Raw genomic sequence first — 18,241 nt, 5'->3', positions numbered from 1 at the left:
GCACAGGAGGTTTTATTAATGGCTAGAAAGGTTCTCGTGTTGGGAGAAGTACGTGATGGTTCTTTAAGAAATGTATCATTTGAAGCAATCGGTGCAGCAAAGCTTGCTGCTGGCGGCGGTGAAGTGGTAGGAGTGTTGATTGGAGAAGGAATACAGTCATTTGGAACTGAATTGGTTCAATATGGAGCTGACCGTGTTGTCACAGTAGAAGATGCAAAGCTTGCGCAATATACATCTGACGGCTACTCTCAGGCACTGCTTGCAGTCATAGATGCTGAAAACCCGGAAGGTATTTTCTTCGGGCACACGGCACTGGGAAAAGACCTGGCCCCAAGGATTGCTTCAAAGCTTAGCTCCGGCCTGATTTCTGATGTTACATCAATGGAAGAAACAGGAGGAAACCTGGTATTCACACGCCCGATTTATTCAGGCAAAGCATTTGAAAAGAAAATCGTTACAGATGGTCTTGTTTTCGCAACAATCCGTCCGAACAATATCAGCCCTCTAGAAAAAGATGAGTCCCGTTCAGGAGAGGTTACAGCCCTTCAGGCAGAGATCAAGGATCTGCGCACCATCATTAAAGATGTTGTCAGAAAGGCCAGTGAAGGTGTAGATCTTTCTGAAGCGAAAGTAATTATTGCAGGAGGCCGCGGTGTAAAAAGCGAAGACGGATTCGAGCCGCTTAAAGAGCTTGCAGATGTGCTTGGCGGTGCTGTTGGAGCATCCCGTGGTGCATGTGATGCAGATTATTGCGATTACTCTCTTCAAATCGGCCAGACTGGAAAGGTTGTTACTCCAGATCTTTATATCGCATGCGGAATATCCGGCGCCATCCAGCATTTAGCTGGTATGTCCAACTCTAAAGTAATCGTGGCAATCAATAAGGATCCTGAAGCAAACATCTTTAAAGTAGCAGATTATGGAATAGTGGGCGATCTTTTCGAAGTGGTTCCATTGCTGACTGAAGAATTCAAGAAGCTTAAAGTGAATGCATAATATATAGATAAACAGACTGTTTTAAGGCATTTGCAAAAAGCAAATGCCTGCAGTTTTTTTAGGGCGGGGTTCCGTATAATTTTCAGCTGATTTTGGTAAAATGAGCAGTGAAGCAAATTAATAGCATCTCATATATTTATGGTGTTATACTGTTTGTAAGTTTTAACCGAGCCGCTTCCATAAAGCTGAACAAGATGCATTCAGGCGATTAAGCTGGTTAATGGATAAATGCGTACCCGAAGACTTGGGAAACATACGCTTCCAGCATGCTCTTTGATGTATTTTTTTATGTAATCCTTATGGAGCGGGCGTAATCAACGTAAAAATTAGGAGGCTAAATAATATGGCTATTTCACATGTTACAGATCAATCATTCTCTACAGAAACAAACGAAGGTCTAGTTCTTGCTGATTTTTGGGCACCATGGTGCGGACCTTGTAAAATGATCGCTCCAGTTCTAGAAGAACTTGATTCAGAAATGGGAGAAAAAGTTAAAATCGTTAAGCTTGATGTTGATGAAAACCAGGAAACAGCTGGCAAGTTCGGCGTTATGAGCATCCCGACTTTAATTTTGCTTAAAGACGGAGAAGTTGTAGATAAAGTTGTCGGCTTCCAGCCAAAAGAAGCTTTATCTGAATTAATCTCCAAGCATGCTTAAGATATAAATACTAAGTACCCTATAGAGCAGACCCTTTGATAAAAGACTGCTTTATAGGGTGCTTTTTGTATGGGGGAAAGTGAAATTTTATAGTTTGTTCTGTAAGGCTCGCCGCCCGCACAGAGGAAACGAGCATTCTGGAGCGGAAATCAGCCACCTTGTTCAAAACAGCCTTTAAAAAGATGGCTCCTGAAAACAGAAGCCATCTTTTTTTATATAATCCTGCCCCAGTTTAGGCATTAGAAAATACTTTTGTTAATTTGAATTTGTTCCTCCGCCATTCAGTCCTTCTTTTATCAGTGCATTGACTTTACTGTTAACAATCAATCCCACGTGATCTACACCGCTGATCTGAACGTTTTTTGCTCCTTGAAGTGTTGAAAGCCATGCAGGCACAACAATATCGCTGGTACTGTAAATTGAAGTATAGCGGATTTTATGTTTAGGATCTGTACTTGCCGGGGCTTTCGAAGTTATAAACTTGTTTGGCGAACCAAGCGTTACCACATCGTTTACCTTGCTTCCTCCTCCATTAAGGATATAGGTAAGGGTATTGATGCCTCCCGCGCTATGGCCGATAATATCGACCTTGCTCTTTCCTGTCTTCTTTAACACTTCATCTACAAATGGCGCCAGCTGTCTTGCATTATTTAAGCTGTTCCCAGTTTTATCAGCCATTTCAATGGAATATAGTTCATCATCAGACCAGCCTTGAGTCTTCAGGTAATTTTTAATGCTGTTAAAGTTTGAACTATTGCCGCCTGCTCCGTGAATGAAGATAACTGGATCATGGGTGCTTGCACTTGCCCTTGAACCAGAAGGATGAATAGTCGCTGCAGAAAAAATAATGGCCAAGCATGCTGTTAATGAAAGTAACAATCTATTGTTTTTCATAATTCCCTCCTGTGTATGCCGGATGCTGTCTTGCTGTTTCAATTGTTATACATTTTAGAGCGAGAAACAACCGGCAACATTTTCTAATCCTTCCGCCGGATACTGTACAGTCCATATCAGAGAGTGTTTCTGGAGTGATGTTTGGCTGGCGGAAATGGAAAGCATCACAGCCTGCCTTTTTTGCTGATTTGTAGTATATTTAAGAAAGTAAGTATGAAAAAATAGAATAAATGTTCCCTGAGCAGCAATTCCCTTTTTTAGCAGGAGCTGCTGCCAGGATAAGTCCCGATTATAACCAATCATCAGCATGGATAGATAAGATCCGCTGATGTGTATTTCACTATATAGATCAAAGTTTGAGACAGAAGAGAAGGTGAAGAAGTGAATCAGAGGATCAAAGACAAGCTTGCACTGCTTCCTGACCAGCCTGGCTGCTATCTGATGAAAGACCGGCAAGGGACCATCATCTATGTGGGCAAGGCAAAGGTTCTAAAAAACAGGGTCAGGTCTTATTTTACAGGCTCCCATGACGGTAAAACCCTTAGGCTTGTTAATGAAATAGAGGATTTTGAATACATTTTAACCTCTTCAGATATTGAAGCGCTGATCCTTGAGCTGAATTTAATCAAAAAGCATGATCCGAAGTATAATGTCATGCTGAAGGATGATAAAACCTATCCTTTCATCAAGCTGACGGCAGAAAAGCATCCCCGGCTGATTATTACAAGGAAGGTCAAGAAGGACAAGGGAAAGTATTTTGGGCCATACCCCAATGTAATTGCAGCAAATGAGACAAAAAAACTGCTGGACCGGATATATCCGCTCCGGAAATGCAATACCCTCCCGGACAGGGTCTGTTTATATTATCATCTGGGCCAGTGCCTGGCACCATGTGTGTATGATGTGGAAGAAACAGAATATAAAAAAATGACCGACGATATTGCCCGTTTTTTAAATGGGGGCTATCAGGAAATCAAAAAAGAGCTTTCAGAGAAAATGCATGCTGCTGCTGAAAATCTCGACTTTGAAAGAGCAAAGGAATACCGTGATAAAATTGCCCATATTGAAGTAACGATGGAAAAACAGAAAATGATGACTCATGATTTCACGGACCGTGATGTTTTTGGCTACTCCTATGATAAAGGATGGATGTGTGTACAGGTGTTCTTTGTCAGGCAGGGCAAGCTGATTGAGCGTGATGTTTCCCTGTTTCCGATTTATGATGAACCGGAACAGGAGCTGCTGACATACCTTGGGCAATTCTACGCAATGCCAAGCCATTTTAAGCCGAAGGAAATTCTGCTGCCGGAATCTGTCGATGCTGAGCTTGCCGGCCGCTTGCTGGATGTGAGGATTCTTCATCCGAAAAGGGGTCAAAAGAAGGATCTCTTAAAGCTTGCCAGTAAAAATGCGAGCATTGCCCTCCAGGAGAAATTTTCTTTGATTGAACGGGATGAAGACAGGACCATCAAGGCTGTTGAGAACCTCGGGTCGCATCTTGGCATTTATACGCCGCACAGGATCGAGGCATTTGATAATTCGAATATCCAGGGAACCAATCCTGTTTCAGCTCTTGTTGTCTTTATTGACGGAAAACCGGAAAAACGGGAATACCGGAAATATAAAATTAAAACCGTCCAGGGACCGGATGATTACGAATCCATGAGGGAGGTTGTCCGGCGGAGATATACCCGGGTACTGAAGGAAGGGCTTCCCCTGCCTGATTTGATTATCATTGATGGAGGAAAAGGCCATGTTGACGGTGTGCGGGATATATTAGAAAACGAACTGGGCTTGGATGTTCCTCTAGCCGGGCTTGTTAAAGATGATAAGCACAAAACCTCACAGCTGATGATTGGAAATCCTCTGGAGCTTGTTCCATTGGACAGAAGAAGCCAGGAATTTTATCTTCTTCAGCGGATACAGGATGAGGTCCACCGTTTTGCCATCACCTTTCACCGCCAGATACGCGGAAAAAATGCCTTTCAGTCCTTGCTCGATGAGATTGAGGGGATTGGGGAGAAGAGAAAGAAACAGCTCCTGAAGCATTTCGGATCTGTTAAGAAAATGAGGGAAGCTACGGCAGAGGAAATCCGGGAAGCGGGGATTCCGGCTGCAATCGCTCAGGAAATCGTTAGAAAATTGCAAGAATAAAGTTGATGCAGGGAATTTCCTGTGCTATAATCATAGTGAATTTTACATGATTAAAACGTTACTGTTTTAAAGTGTTGATAGAGGTGCGGGTTTCAAGAGTAACAGCCGGGAGAAGGATGAGCTTCTGCGAAAGGCTGCGAAAGGGGAAATCGCCGAAGCAAAACAAGGCTCAATACTTGTTTTGCTGGTCTGACATTGAATAAATGGCAGATTGTCAGGATGAAAATTCTGGAGAGCTATCTCACTGTGCTAGGCGTATTGTTTCTACGTTTTCCACAGCAATGAGATATTTCTCATTGCTTTTTTTGCGTCGGAAAAAGGAAGCATACATGTATTTAAAGATGATAAACAAATTCGGAGAGGGTGCAGCATAATGGCATTAATTGTCCAGAAATTTGGCGGAACATCAGTAGGAAGCATTGAGAGAATACAAAATGCTGCAAATAGGGTCATTGAAGAAGCAGAAAGAGGAAACCAGGTAGTGGTGGTTGTGTCTGCTATGGGGAAAACCACGGATGAATTGGTTTCAATGGCAAAAGAAATATCAGCTGCTCCATCCAAACGGGAAATGGATATGCTTTTATCCACAGGAGAGCAGGTTACCATCTCCTACTTAACAATGGCATTATTGGCTAGAGGCTATGATGCTGTTTCATATACAGGATGGCAGGCGGGAATCAATACAGAAGCCGTCCATTCGAATGCAAGGATTTCGGATATAGCAACAGCGAGGGTGAAGGCAGCTCTTGAAGCAGGAAAAATCGTTGTTGTTGCAGGCTTTCAGGGTGTGGATGCCGACGGGGAAATTACGACGCTTGGCAGAGGCGGATCTGATACAACGGCTGTTGCCCTTGCTTCCGCCCTTCATGCTGACCGCTGTGATATTTATACAGACGTAACCGGCGTGTATACAACAGATCCCCGCTACATAAAAGGAGCGAGAAAGCTGCTGTCCGTTTCATATGATGAAATGCTCGAGTTAGCCAATCTTGGTGCAGGAGTGCTGCATCCGAGAGCAGTGGAGTTTGCAAAAAATTATCAAATTCAGCTTGAAGTGCGTTCAAGCATGGAAAAGGAAAAAGGAACGATCATAGAGGAGGAAGCATCGATGGAACAAAATCTGATTGTAAGAGGAATTGCTTTTGAAGATCGTATTACACGCGTAACCATTTTTGGTTTGTCAGGCAATATCGGAACACTATCCACCATTTTCACAACACTGGCCGAAAACCGCATTAATGTGGACATTATTATTCAAAGCATGACAGATACAGATTCTATTAATCTTTCCTTCTCCATTAAAAGCAACGATGTGGAAGACGCGCTTAATGTACTGGAGAAAAACAAAAGCAATCTGCCATTTGACAGGGTCGAAACGGAAAGCGGCCTTTCAAAGGTGTCTATTGTGGGCTCTGGCATGGTATCCAACCCGGGCGTTGCCGCAGAAATGTTTGAGTGCATGGCCCAGAATGGCATTGTGATAAAAATGGTGAGTACATCGGAAATCAAGGTTTCCACGGTTGTGGACCAAAAGGATATGGTGAAAGCGGTCGAGGCGCTTCATGAAGCATTCCGTCTTGATGAGCCTGCACGTGTAAAAGCATAAACCTTTTTATTAATGGAGGATTTGCCCGCAAATCATAAAAAAGGCTGTTTTCTTAAGGCTGTTTTCGTAAACTTTGTTGCTATGGAACAAGGGGTTGATTTCCGCTCCAGGGTGCTTCGCTTTCCGCGAGGCGTGCGCTGAGCCTCCTCGACTTGCGTCTGCGGGGTCTCACCTGTCACGCTGATCCCGCAGGAGTCTCCGTACCTTCCGCTCCAATCAACCTGCTATAACAATGGAATTGCCTCGAAAACTATTTAAGTAACAACAATCTTTAAAAAAAGAGCCTTTCTTAAAGAGGCGAGCCTGTTGTTACATCGCCTGGAGCGGAAACCGGTCTGCTGTGCAGCAGCAAAGTTTTATGGAAACAGCCTAAAAAAATAAGAGGATCGCCCATCTGGAATAATTTCCGGCCATGCCCGGCAGGCATCGCTTAGATGAGTGAACCTCTTTTCATGAATGGCTTTCCCGTTAAATGGGATCCTTGATATCCCATTTAACGAGAAAGGCCACTTTTTTATTTCTCCGTTTTGTTTCTTCGTACGCTTCTGAATGGAATTTCTTGATCATGCTGATTTGTTCTGCAAGAAATCCGGTTTCAAGTCCAAAATGACATTCATGACTGATATCAAGGCGCCTGTCGATAATCTCGCCGCTGAGAGACATTTCTAATTCATCTTTTGATTGTTTCACTATTTCAAGCTGGCCCCATCCTGCGCTAACGAAGAATTCAATAACTTCGTCCACTCCGTTAAGCGGGAATTTTCTGGCTAATTGCTTGCCGGCCCAGTACATGATTTGTTTGGAATCTTTGCCGAGTATATCAGGCAGCAAAATTTCCCTGATAAGCTCATAGCCAAATGCGGGGATTTGGAATTCATCGTTTTGCAGGGTTTCCAATAAAGCAGGACTATTCTTTTTCATGGTATATATCCCCTCTTTTCTCTATCTCCATTATAAACAATTTTAGTTATGATTCAGTATATTTTATCAAAAAGATAGATACATGGAAAAAATAAATTATATTATTTTGAAATATTGTTATATAGTGAGAAAGCAAGAGTGGGCAGTTGTTATATAATAAGTTTCTCGGGTGAATATTCAAAAAAAAAACTCTATTTCACAAAAGAAATATTGTATCCGTTTTCTTGACGCTTCCAAATCGTAGGAGTAAAATGTACATGTCAGAACATTGTGGATAGTGTAGAATTTTGTTCACTATATTGTTGGATAAAAGTAGAAGAAAATATCTGCATGATCTTTATTATTAAGGGGGGGGCACTTAGTGGCACAAAATCGGGAATTTGGGAATCGCAGGCTGCATTCACTGCTTGGAGTTATCCCAATTGGTTTGTTTTTATTGGAGCACTTGATAACGAATTACATGGCAACAAAGGGGCCGGATTCATTCAATTCAGCAGCGGCTTTTTTGGAAAACCTGCCGTTCAGGGTGGTTCTTGAAACAGTATTGATCTTCCTGCCGCTGATTTATCACGCAGTGTACGGAATTTATATTGCCTTTACAGCTAAAAACAACCTTGGCAGATTCAGCTTTTTCCGCAACTGGATGTATATGCTGCAGCGTTTAACAGGAATCATCACTCTGATTTTCATTGTTTGGCATATCTGGTCCACCAGAATTCAGGCAGCAATGGGTGCAGAAGTAGATTTCAACATGATGAGTGATATTTTATCGAATCCATTTATGGTAGTTTTCTATATTGTCGGCATCATTTCTACTACTTTTCATTTCTCTAATGGATTATGGTCTTTCGCAGTCAGCTGGGGTATCACGGTGTCTCCGAAATCGCAGAGAATCTCTACTTATGTTACTTTAGTAATCTTCGTTTTAATTTCATATATTGGTGTAAGAGCCATTCTAGCATTCGTATAAAGAAAATGACAGATATATAGCTTGACAGTTCGAAATGAAGGAGTGAGCAAGTTTGGGTAAAGGTAAAATCATAGTCGTTGGCGGCGGATTGGCCGGCTTAATGGCAACAATTAAAGCGGCAGAGCACGGACAGCAGGTTGACTTATTTTCATTAGTTCCTGTTAAGCGCTCCCACTCTGTATGTGCCCAGGGCGGAATCAATGGTGCAGTAAATACAAAGGGTGAAGGAGATTCTCCTTTAGTCCATTTTGACGATACAATATACGGCGGGGACTTCCTTGCGAACCAGCCGCCGGTAAAGGCAATGTGTGAAGCGGCGCCTTCCATCATCCATATGTTTGACCGTATGGGTGTTATGTTTAACCGTACTCCTGAAGGCTTGCTGGATTTCAGAAGATTCGGAGGAACCCAGCATCACCGTACAGCTTTTGCAGGTGCCACAACAGGACAGCAGCTTTTGTATGCGCTTGATGAACAGGTGCGCCGATATGAAGTGGAAGGCCTTGTTACCAAGTACGAAGGCTGGGAATTCCTTGGAGCGGTAATCGATGACGAAAGAATCGCCCGGGGCATAGTTGCTCAAAACTTAACAAGCATGGAAATTAAATCTTTCCCTGGCGACGCAGTCATCATGGCTAGCGGCGGCCCTGGAATCATTTTTGGTAAATCGACGAACTCGATGATCAATACAGGATCAGCAGCATCCATCGTGTATCAGCAGGGTGCCACTTACTCTAACGGAGAATTCATCCAGATTCACCCGACAGCACTTCCTGGCGATGATAAGCTTCGCCTGATGAGTGAATCAGCGCGCGGAGAAGGCGGACGTGTCTGGACATATAAAGACGGCAAACCATGGTATTTCCTTGAAGAGAAATATCCTGCATACGGCAACCTTGTGCCGCGTGATATTGCCACACGTGAAATCTTTGATGTGTGTGTAAACATGAAGCTCGGCATCAATGGAGAAAACATGGTGTATCTTGATCTTTCCCATAAAGACCCTAAGGAATTAGATATTAAACTTGGCGGAATCATTGAAATCTATGAAAAATTCATGGGCGAGGATCCTCGTAAAGTGCCTATGAAAATATTCCCTGCCGTTCACTATTCAATGGGCGGGCTTTGGGTAGATTATGATCAAATGACAAACATCCAGGGTCTTTTCGCTGCAGGCGAGTGCGATTACTCACAGCACGGAGGAAACCGTTTAGGAGCCAACTCCCTTCTTTCAGCCATTTACGGCGGAAGCGTTGCCGGCCCTAATGCGATTAAATATATCGAAGGCCTTGAAAAAGGCGCAGATTCCATTCCATCTTCTGTTTTTGACAGGGCTGTTAAGGAACAGGAAGAAAAATGGAACGGCATCATGTCGCTTAACGGTACAGAAAATGCGTACATTCTTCATAAGGAATTGGGAGAATGGATGACTAATAATGTTACGGTTGTGCGCTACAATGATAAATTGCAGGCTACAGATGACAAGATCCTTGAGCTTATGGAACGCTTTGAAAATATCAACATTAACGATACAGCCAAATGGAGCAATCAGGGTGCATCATTCACAAGACAGCTTCAGAATATGATGCAATTGGCCCGTGTTATCACGATCGGTGCATTGAACCGGAATGAAAGCCGCGGCGCCCACTATAAGCCTGATTTCCCTGAGCGTAATGATGAGGAATTCCTTAAGACCACTATGGCTAACTTCACGGGTCCTAAATCAGCGCCGGCTTTCCATTACGAAGAAGTGGATATTTCACTTATCAAACCGCGTAAACGCGATTATTCTACAAAACATTAACAGGGGGAAGAAAAGATGGCTGAGACAAAAACAGTACGTTTTGTAATCACTCGACAAGATAGACCTGACACAGCCCCTTATACAGAGGAATTTGATCTGGATTACCGCCCGAACATGAACGTTATTTCTGCATTAATGGAAATCCGGCGTAATCCTGTCACTGTGAAAGGCGAAAAAACAACGCCAATCGCCTGGGACATGAATTGCCTTGAAGAGGTATGCGGAGCTTGTTCGATGGTGATCAATGGCAAACCGCGCCAATCATGCACAGCTTTGGTTGATCAATTGGAGCAGCCGATCAGGCTTGAGCCAATGCGCACATTCCCTGTTGTCCGGGATTTGCAGGTGGACCGCAGCCGCATGTTCGATTCATTAAAGAAAGTAAAAGCATGGATTCCAATTGACGGAACGTACAATTTAGGACCTGGCCCGCGTATGCCGGAGAAAAAGCGCCAATGGGCATATGAATTATCAAAATGCATGACATGCGGGGTATGCCTTGAAGCCTGTCCGAATGTGAACAGCAATTCAAGCTTCATTGGACCGCAGCCGCTTTCACAGGTACGCCTGTTCAATGCCCATCCGACTGGCGCTATGAATAAAGCCGAACGCCTGAATACCATCATGGGAGATGGAGGCCTTGCCAACTGCGGAAACTCTCAAAACTGTGTTCAATCATGCCCTAAAGGCATTCCATTGACCACATCGATCGCAGCGCTTAACCGCGACACAACCCTTCAATCGTTCCGTAATTTCTTCGGAAGCGATCAGGTATAACACTCAAAGAATCTGTATCCTTTGCGATACGGATTCTTTTTTGCGTTTGGCTGCTTATAAACAGGGATTTTATTTTGCTGCAGAATGAGTGGACGTTTTGGAGGCTATCAGGAACAAAGCGGAAATCAGCAGACAGAGTCAAAAAAGGCTGTTTTCGTAACCTTTGCTGGAACAATAATGTAGCTGATTAAACAATGAAATTGCCTCACAAAACTCATTGTTCATGCAGGTTGATTGGAGTGAAAGGTGCAGAGACTCCTGCGGGATCAGCGTGACAGTTGAGACCCCGCAGACGCAAGGCGAGGAGGCCTGGCGCAAGCCCCGCGGAAAGCGCAGCATCCTGGAACGGAAATCAACCACTAGTTCAGGTAGTAATTAAGTTTACGAAAACAACCTTAAGAAAAAGCCAATAAAAAAGAAGGAATATAGGGGAAATCACTTTCCATTTCAAGATAAATTATATAAAATGAATGAATAACCATTCATTTTTTTAAAAAGAGGAGCGTCATAATGGGCAGAATAGGATATATCAATGATTTGAAAGAGTGGGCAGCATCTTTTCATTTTAAACATAGCATCAAGGTACGTTTTTCGGAGACAGACATGTTCGGCCATTTAAATAACACGGTGCCTTTTACTTATTTTGAAGAAGCGAGGATTGAGTACTTTAAAAGCTTAGGCTTTATGCAGGAGTGGGTGAAGGATGGAAGTGAGGCCATTCCGGTTGTAGCAGATCTGCAGTGTGACTTTTTGGCTCAAATCTTTTTCAATGATGAGCTGACTGTGCATGTGAAAGCTGAAAGAATCGGAAACTCCTCTGCGGATATCCACTATATGGGCAAGAAAGCGGACGGTACCATTTGTTTAACGGGAAGAGGAATGATTGTCCAAATATCAAAAGCGACAGGAAAAGCCATCCCTTGGCCGCAGGAGAGCATTGATCTTATGAATAGAGAAGAACTCAAAATTCAGCAGGGTTAAAATAAAAATTTGGTTCCTTTGCGTTTGCAGTCACTCACCTTCCTTCAGCTACATACTATATCGAGACTAAAAAGTTACCCGCTCCGGGTTTTATGCTGGTGAAGGCAAGGAGGGTTACAATATTTGAAGGAGAACGAATTCACTCATAAGCCACTACTCACCAAGAGAGAAAAAGAAGTATTTGAGCTATTAGTTCAAGACAAAACAACGAAAGAAATCGCAGGTGAATTATTTATCAGCGAAAAAACAGTTCGAAACCATATATCGAATGCCATGCAGAAGCTTGGAGTCAAAGGACGATCACAAGCTGTAATAGAACTCCTTCGCATGGGAGAATTGAAGCTTTAAGGTTTTTTACAGAATCAGAATCTTGCTTTGGCGCCCGGTGCAGGCAATGCGGAAACGCGGAACGCTTGTTTTTCTATTACCTAGAAGACCAGGAACCCTCATGCAAAAGTGCTTAATCTTCTAGCAGCAATTCAGGAAACGAGTAACGATGATTGAATGTATCATGGTTATTAGCTCCTGATTGCTGCTTTTATTATGGAAGAAACTTAGGCCTTATGATCCTGATACATTCAGCTTAATAATGAATGTATCTTGAAATTTCCTTCACTTTCAAGCACAATGAGAGTATTATAAGTTTTTATGAAAGTATAGGGAGCTGTTTTTATGGGCGATGCAAGGCAAAACGTGCATGTTGCTAAAATAGAGAAGGAATTGCGATATGTTTCATCCCTCATCAAGCAAAAGGGAAGAGAAATTTTAAATAATTATAAAATCACTCCGCCGCAATTTGTGGCGCTTCAATGGCTTTCCGAGGACGGCGATATGACAATCGGCGAGCTGTCGAATAAAATGTTCCTTGCGTTCAGCACGACAACGGATCTTGTCGACCGTATGGAGAAGAATGAGCTTGTCCAAAGGCTGAAGGATGAAAAAGACCGACGCGTCGTAAGGATCCACCTTTTAAATGAAGGCAAGAGAATCATTGATGAAGTTATTGAAAAACGCCAGGATTATTTAAGAGACCTTCTTATCGATTTTTCTGACTCGGAAGTGGCCTCCCTAAAGCAGAACTTAACTAAGTTACATATTAAGATGAAACAAGAATGAGGCGAGATTGTTGAAGGAACCAATTGGAATCATTGATTCAGGAGTTGGCGGTTTGACGGTTGCAAAAGAGGTCATCCGCCAGCTGCCAAATGAAAACATTTTATATGTTGGTGATACTGCCAGGTGTCCATATGGACCAAGGTCTATGGAAGATGTGAAGAAGTTCACCTGGCAGATGACCAATTATCTAATGCAGCATCATATTAAAATGCTTATAATTGCCTGCAATACAGCCACAGCGGCTGTGCTGGAGGACATCAGGGCAGAATTGCCAATCCCTGTAATCGGGGTTATCCACCCTGGTTCACGGGCGGCTTTAAAGGTTTCTGAAAACCTTAATATCGGTGTGATCGGAACCATTGGCACGGTTGAAAGCCATGCATATGACCAGGCGCTCCACTCCATCAATCAGGAGGTAAAGGTAGATAGCCTGGCCTGCCCGAAATTCGTGCCGATTGTTGAAAGCGGCGAATTTTGGGGTGCTCTCGTTGAAAAGGTAATAGAAGAAACGCTTAAGCCTTTAAAAAACACCTCTATTGATACACTGATTCTCGGCTGCACCCATTACCCATTGCTTGGGCCTGCCATCAGCAGGTACATGGGAAGCGGTGTAAAAGTCATTTCTTCCGGTGAGGAAACAGCCCGTGAAGCAAGCGTCATCCTTCATCATGATAATAGGATGAATACGGCTAAAACGCCTCCTATGCATCAATTTTTCACAACCGGATCGAAGGATATATTTCAGGCCATTGCTTCATCATGGCTGGAGAAGCCGATCCAAAATGTTAAAACGATAAAGATTGATTGATCCATTTCTTGCTGGCGCATATTTCATGCGCCAGTTTTTTTGAATTTAGCTGCTATAAGGCCATCAAACTGACCAGAGTTTTATATAAGGATCTTTTCATAAACTTTGTTTTTTTTTACATAATTAATAGTTAAAATTAATCCCATGTCAACAAAATGGAGGTGTATGGCTAAGTGAGTAATGTCTTTGTTGCAATTTTTACAAGTTTTATTGGTGCTTTTGTTTGTATAACAGTAGCTATTAAAAAAAATAAAAAAGACAAGTCTAAATAGCCTTCAATCCAGCAAAGGACCATTCTCAACGCTGTAAATAAGATTTTAAGACATATCATTCCATTTTATCGCTATAAAGGGGATCATGAGCTGGTTTGCAAGCCTCGATGCAACAGGTTCAAGAAAGCAATGATCTATACCAAACCGCTTTTTAAAAATTTTGTTCTATATCTCCCGAGGGCTCGTATAAATAGTAGTACAAACAGTCCTGGGAGGGATGAGGATGTCTAAAGCAACAAAAATTACGGTGGCGGCTTCCGCCATATTGGCTTCTTCTGTGCTGCTGTCCGGGTGCGGATTATTTGGCGCAGATGAAAAAATTGACATTGATCCGCAGAAGAATGTTTCATTGGTGGATGACGCATCCAAGATTGAAAAGGAAAACAATAAAAAGAAAGAAATCGCAAAAGAAACAGCAGGGAAAAACTCTGTACAGACAGAGCTTTACTTAATAGATAAAAGTGGATATGTAGTCCCTCAGACCCTGACATTGCCGAAAAAGTCAGAAGGATTTGCCAAACAGGCGCTGGAGTATTTAGTGGATAATGGACCTGTTTCCAATATCATTCCGAATGGCTTCCGTCCTGTGCTTCCGGCTGATACGGAAGTAAGCGTGGATATCAAGGACGGGGTGGCAACAGCAGATTTTTCAAAGGAATTTAAGAATTATAAAAAAGAAGATGAATTGAAAATCCTGCAGTCGATTACCTGGACGCTAACACAGTTTGATACAGTCAAAAAGGTCAAAATATCGATGAATGGACAAGAACTGAAAACAATGCCTGTAAACGGTACGCCTATTGGAGACGGTGTTTCAAGAATGTCAGGGATTAATCTGGATACGAATAATGTGACGGATATTTCCAACACAAAAGCGCTCACAGTCTATTATATAGGCGGAGAAACTGGAAATAATTATTATGTGCCGGTTACAAAACGGGTCAGCGAAACGAAAAAAGATGATGTAGCGGCGGTTGTGGATGAATTGGTCAAAGGGCCATCAAGCTCGTCCTTGCTTACTGTTTTCGCGCCTGATGTAAAATTAACAGAAACACCTGAAATGAATGACGGAAAGGTGACGCTGAATTTCAATAAAAACATCCTTGGCAGCTTTAAGGAAAATAAAGTCTCCAAGGATATGCTGGATGCTCTAGTATTATCGCTTACTGAGCAGCAGGGGATTAATAGCGTAGAAGTGAAAGTCAATGGAAGTGCCAAGCTTCTTAATGAAGACGGCAAAAAACTTTCAGAACCCGTTACAAGGCCTGAAAAAGTGAACACGGGCAGTTATTAATCAAGGTTTTTTGATATACTATATATGAGCTAAATCCGGGGCATGCTTTCAGCTGCTCCTTATTCTTATTGGCTGAATAGAGACGGACGCTTAAGCTGTAGGATTCTCTGAGAAGGAAAGTTACGCACTGAGCACTTCAGCAGTTACATAAAGGAGTGAAGGACCATGAAAACAGTAATAATTGCCACGAAAAATAAAGGCAAAGCGAAGGAATTTGAAAGTTTATTCCATTCAAAGGGCTATATTGTCAAAACCCTGCTTGATTTTGAGGGATCTCCCGATGTGGAGGAAACAGGGACAACCTTTGAAGAAAATGCCATTTTGAAATCGGAAGCAATTGCCAGGGAGTTCGGCCAGTTTGTAATTGCGGATGACTCCGGATTGATTGTAGATGCATTAGACGGCAGGCCTGGTGTGTATTCTGCCCGTTATGCCGGTGAAGACAAAAATGATGCAGCGAATACAGAAAAACTCCTGTTTGAGCTTAAGGATATACCAGAAGAAGAAAGAACAGCACGATTTTACTGTGCTCTTGCACTTTCTTCACCTAATCAGAAAACGATCACGGTTTCCGGGACTGCAGAAGGAATGATTGCGAAAGAGCCAAAAGGTGAAAATGGATTTGGATACGATCCTGTCTTTTTTGTAAAAGAAAAAGGAAAAACAATGGCTGAGCTTCAGCAGCATGAGAAAAACAGCATCTCACACCGTGCAAAGGCATTACAGGCTCTGGAGGGGCAACTGGACCAATTTCTTCAGAGGGAAGAAGGCAAGGCATGAAAATCCTGGTTCTAAGCGATAGCCATGGTTCAATGGAGGGCCTAAAAGCGATTAAGGAGCGGCATCAGAAGGAATGTGATGCAATGATTCACTGCGGTGATTCAGAGCTTCAAAAGAGTGATCCCTTAATGCAGGGATTCCTTGCTGTCAGGGGAAACTGCGACAGTGATGCTAACTATCCTGATATTCTGGTTGAAGAGATAGGGAAATTCCGGTTCCTCATCACACATGGCCATCATTACAATGTCAAAATGACACTGCTCAGCCTTTCCTATAAAAGCTCTGAAGAAGAAGCAGATATCGTCTGCTTCGGGCACTCCCATATCGCAGGATCCGAAATGATCGGCAAAACACTATTCATCAATCCCGGAAGCATTACCCTTCCAAAAGCCAGATTAGAAAAAACATACGCTATCCTTGAAACCGAAGAACAAGAAGTAAAAGTAACGTTCTTTAACTCAAAAGGAAGCATCATAAAAGATTTATCTAAAACTTATCATTTAAGCTGAAATCATGTATAATAAACAGGAGGAAATATTTCTCCTGTCTTTTTTAAAAAAAGCTGTTGACTTTAAATCATTATCATACTATAATTAGAAGTGTCGTTAAGGAAATACTACATAAGTGTTTCGGTAACTATATCATAATGTCCCAGTAGCTCAGCTGGATAGAGCAACGCCCTTCTAAGGCGTCGGTCGGGAGTTCGAATCTCTCCTGGGACGCTAGAAATCGGGTAAGAAAGCCCGTCAGATAAACCTCTTGTATCTTTTTGATATAGGAGGTTTTTTGTATGACCAAAAGCAAGGGACTGTTAGATGCTAAGGTGGACCCTCTCACTTCCCTGCTATTTAATGCTAAGCCATTGAAAAAGGTTATTAGTTCTAGCAAGAAGATAAGCCACGATTCCAGATCGTGGCTTCATCTTCCTGTTTTTATCTGAGGTTTATCAGTAGAGCAAGTACATATCAACTCAAGGGTAATATAACCTGCCTTTTATTGTTTCAAAGAATAAGCTATATATTTGTGAAACAATGTACTCAAACTAACTGGCAGGTTAGTATAACAAGCAAAAGTGTTACTATAATAAATAGGTCTTGTATTCAAGGAGGTAAAACATGGATTACATTTCACCGAAAGAAGCGGCGTTGAAGGTGAAACGGTGGCCTAAAAATATTATAGCGGCGGGTCGTCGTCATACCGTTGGTCTTAAATCTGACGGAACGGTGGCGGCTGTGGGTGATAATAAATATGGCCAATGTAATGTAAGCGGTTGGCTCGATATTGTGGGGGTCACCGCTGGTAATGTTCATATGGCGACGAACACGGGTAATGCTCATACAATCGGTCTTAAATCTGACGGAACGGTGGCGGCTGTGGGTTGGAATAAGCATGACCAATGCGATATAAGCGGCTGGCGCGATATTGTGACGGTGGCGGCGGGGTGGCGTCGTACCGTAGGGCTTAAATCGGATGGCACGGCGGTGGCTGTGGGTCGAAATAATGAAGGCCAATGCAATGTAAGCGGCTGGCGTGATATGGTGGAGATAGCGGCGGGTGACTGGCATACCGTAGGGCTTAAATCGGATGGAACGGTGACGTCTGTGGGTAATAATAGGTATCGCCAATGCAATGTAAGCCACTGGCATGGCACAGTGGCAATTGCGGCGGGTTATCTTCATACTGTTGGGCTTAAATCGGATGGCACGGCGGTGGCTGTGGGTCAAAATAAGGTGGGTCAATGCAATGTAAGCGGCTGGCACGGTATTGTGGAGATAGCGGTGGGGAGTAGTCATACCATCGGCCTTAAATCTGACGGTACTGTGGCGGCTGTGGGCTGGAATGAGTATAGTCAATGCAATGTAAGTGACTGGTGCGATATTGTAGCTGTTGCGGCGGGTTGCGCTCATACCATCGGCCTTAAATCGGACGGAACGGTGGTTGCTGTGGGTGATAATGAATATGGCCAATGCGATGTTAGCGGCTGGCGCGATATCTTACTGCTCGGCAATTAGTTTTCAGGTAAAAAGGATACAGTTCCTGCACCAATAAATCAAAAAAAGGATTAAATATAAAAAATAAAAATTTCTTCTTCAGCAAAAGGGTAGGTTTCTGTATCTAGCAGGAGCGCTTTTATTGTTTTGTGCTTGGTGCATGTCAGTTGAGGATGAAATGCTAATATAAGAACTAAATTTAGTCAAATTTTGAGGAGG

General features: G+C 42.8%; 18 protein-coding genes, 1 tRNA gene and 1 riboswitch. Of the genes, 17 read left to right on the top strand and 2 right to left on the bottom strand.

Translation table 11 applies throughout. The features are described from left to right. The first annotated feature begins 18 nt into the window (after positions 1–18). Both BM126_RS11790 and trxA read left to right on the top strand, forming a co-directional pair. Positions 19–996 (top strand): electron transfer flavoprotein subunit alpha/FixB family protein, encoded by a 978-nt coding sequence (locus tag BM126_RS11790; RefSeq protein ID WP_090989696.1) that lies wholly within the window; start codon positions 19–21, stop codon positions 994–996. A 343-nt stretch (positions 997–1,339) separates the two neighbouring features. After that, positions 1,340–1,654, top strand: a complete 315-nt coding sequence (gene trxA / locus BM126_RS11785) for a thioredoxin (RefSeq protein ID WP_071350768.1) — start codon at positions 1,340–1,342, stop codon at positions 1,652–1,654. Positions 1,655–1,909: 255 nt separating this feature from the next. Here the strand turns inward: trxA and BM126_RS11780 are convergent, their stop codons facing one another. After that, positions 1,910–2,548 (bottom strand): esterase/lipase family protein, encoded by a 639-nt coding sequence (locus tag BM126_RS11780; protein ID WP_090989695.1) that lies wholly within the window; start codon positions 2,546–2,548, stop codon positions 1,910–1,912. A 381-nt stretch (positions 2,549–2,929) separates the two neighbouring features. On the opposite strand from BM126_RS11780, the gene uvrC reads away from it, so the two are divergent. Next, a complete protein-coding gene (uvrC, locus tag BM126_RS11770; RefSeq protein WP_090989693.1) occupies positions 2,930–4,702 on the top strand; it encodes an excinuclease ABC subunit UvrC in 1,773 nt (590 codons plus the stop codon). 70 nt (positions 4,703–4,772) lie between these two features. Then, positions 4,773–4,949: riboswitch (Lysine riboswitch) on the top strand. Between the two features lie 126 nt (positions 4,950–5,075). After that, a complete protein-coding gene (locus BM126_RS11765; protein WP_090989692.1) occupies positions 5,076–6,308 on the top strand; it encodes an aspartate kinase in 1,233 nt (410 codons plus the stop codon). Positions 6,309–6,776: 468 nt separating this feature from the next. Here BM126_RS11765 and BM126_RS11760 read toward each other — a convergent pair whose 3' ends face one another. Next, the gene (locus tag BM126_RS11760) at positions 6,777–7,229 is read right to left on the bottom strand and encodes a YslB family protein (protein ID WP_071350763.1); all 453 of its coding nucleotides are present in this window, start codon (positions 7,227–7,229) and stop codon (positions 6,777–6,779) included. A 361-nt stretch (positions 7,230–7,590) separates the two neighbouring features. On the opposite strand from BM126_RS11760, the gene BM126_RS11755 reads away from it, so the two are divergent. From BM126_RS11755 to BM126_RS11700, 13 genes are all read left to right on the top strand, one after another. Continuing rightward, on the top strand, positions 7,591–8,199 hold the full coding sequence (locus tag BM126_RS11755) for a succinate dehydrogenase cytochrome b558 subunit (protein ID WP_090989691.1): 609 nt from the start codon (positions 7,591–7,593) through the stop codon (positions 8,197–8,199). Positions 8,200–8,251: 52 nt separating this feature from the next. Continuing rightward, positions 8,252–10,003, top strand: a complete 1,752-nt coding sequence (sdhA, locus tag BM126_RS11750) for a succinate dehydrogenase flavoprotein subunit (RefSeq protein ID WP_090989690.1) — start codon at positions 8,252–8,254, stop codon at positions 10,001–10,003. 15 nt (positions 10,004–10,018) lie between these two features. Further along, on the top strand, positions 10,019–10,780 hold the full coding sequence (gene sdhB, locus BM126_RS11745) for a succinate dehydrogenase iron-sulfur subunit (protein WP_090989689.1): 762 nt from the start codon (positions 10,019–10,021) through the stop codon (positions 10,778–10,780). 510 nt (positions 10,781–11,290) lie between these two features. Then, positions 11,291–11,761, top strand: coding sequence for an acyl-CoA thioesterase (locus BM126_RS11740; protein WP_090989688.1), 471 nt, complete (start codon positions 11,291–11,293; stop codon positions 11,759–11,761). A gap of 123 nt (positions 11,762–11,884) precedes the next feature. Next, positions 11,885–12,109, top strand: coding sequence for a helix-turn-helix domain-containing protein (locus BM126_RS11735; RefSeq protein ID WP_028392149.1), 225 nt, complete (start codon positions 11,885–11,887; stop codon positions 12,107–12,109). Positions 12,110–12,433: 324 nt separating this feature from the next. Then, the gene (locus tag BM126_RS11730; RefSeq protein ID WP_090989687.1) at positions 12,434–12,877 is read left to right on the top strand and encodes a MarR family winged helix-turn-helix transcriptional regulator; all 444 of its coding nucleotides are present in this window, start codon (positions 12,434–12,436) and stop codon (positions 12,875–12,877) included. Positions 12,878–12,887: 10 nt separating this feature from the next. Then, the gene (gene racE / locus BM126_RS11725) at positions 12,888–13,685 is read left to right on the top strand and encodes a glutamate racemase (RefSeq protein ID WP_090989686.1); all 798 of its coding nucleotides are present in this window, start codon (positions 12,888–12,890) and stop codon (positions 13,683–13,685) included. Positions 13,686–14,180: 495 nt separating this feature from the next. Then, positions 14,181–15,251 carry a GerMN domain-containing protein gene (locus BM126_RS11720; protein WP_177201413.1) on the top strand — a complete coding sequence of 357 codons (1,071 nt, stop codon included), beginning with the start codon at positions 14,181–14,183 and terminating at the stop codon, positions 15,249–15,251. A gap of 165 nt (positions 15,252–15,416) precedes the next feature. Beyond that, the gene (locus tag BM126_RS11715) at positions 15,417–16,031 is read left to right on the top strand and encodes an XTP/dITP diphosphatase (protein WP_090989684.1); all 615 of its coding nucleotides are present in this window, start codon (positions 15,417–15,419) and stop codon (positions 16,029–16,031) included. After that, complete coding sequence (locus BM126_RS11710) at positions 16,028–16,540, top strand: metallophosphoesterase (protein WP_090989683.1); 513 nt, start codon at positions 16,028–16,030, stop codon at positions 16,538–16,540. The genes BM126_RS11715 and BM126_RS11710 overlap by 4 nt, the downstream gene beginning before the upstream one ends. A 139-nt stretch (positions 16,541–16,679) precedes the next feature. Next, positions 16,680–16,753, top strand: a tRNA-Arg gene (locus BM126_RS11705). 68 nt (positions 16,754–16,821) lie between these two features. Beyond that, the gene (locus tag BM126_RS22385) at positions 16,822–16,971 is read left to right on the top strand and encodes a hypothetical protein (protein ID WP_177201412.1); all 150 of its coding nucleotides are present in this window, start codon (positions 16,822–16,824) and stop codon (positions 16,969–16,971) included. Between the two features lie 175 nt (positions 16,972–17,146). Next, positions 17,147–18,043 carry an RCC1 domain-containing protein gene (locus BM126_RS11700; RefSeq protein WP_090989682.1) on the top strand — a complete coding sequence of 299 codons (897 nt, stop codon included), beginning with the start codon at positions 17,147–17,149 and terminating at the stop codon, positions 18,041–18,043. Positions 18,044–18,241: the final 198 nt, after the last annotated feature.

It is taken from the genome of Bacillus sp. OV322 (assembly GCF_900112495.1).
Lineage (GTDB): Bacteria > Bacillota > Bacilli > Bacillales > DSM-1321 > Peribacillus.
This window is presented reverse-complemented; position numbering and strand designations above follow the sequence as displayed.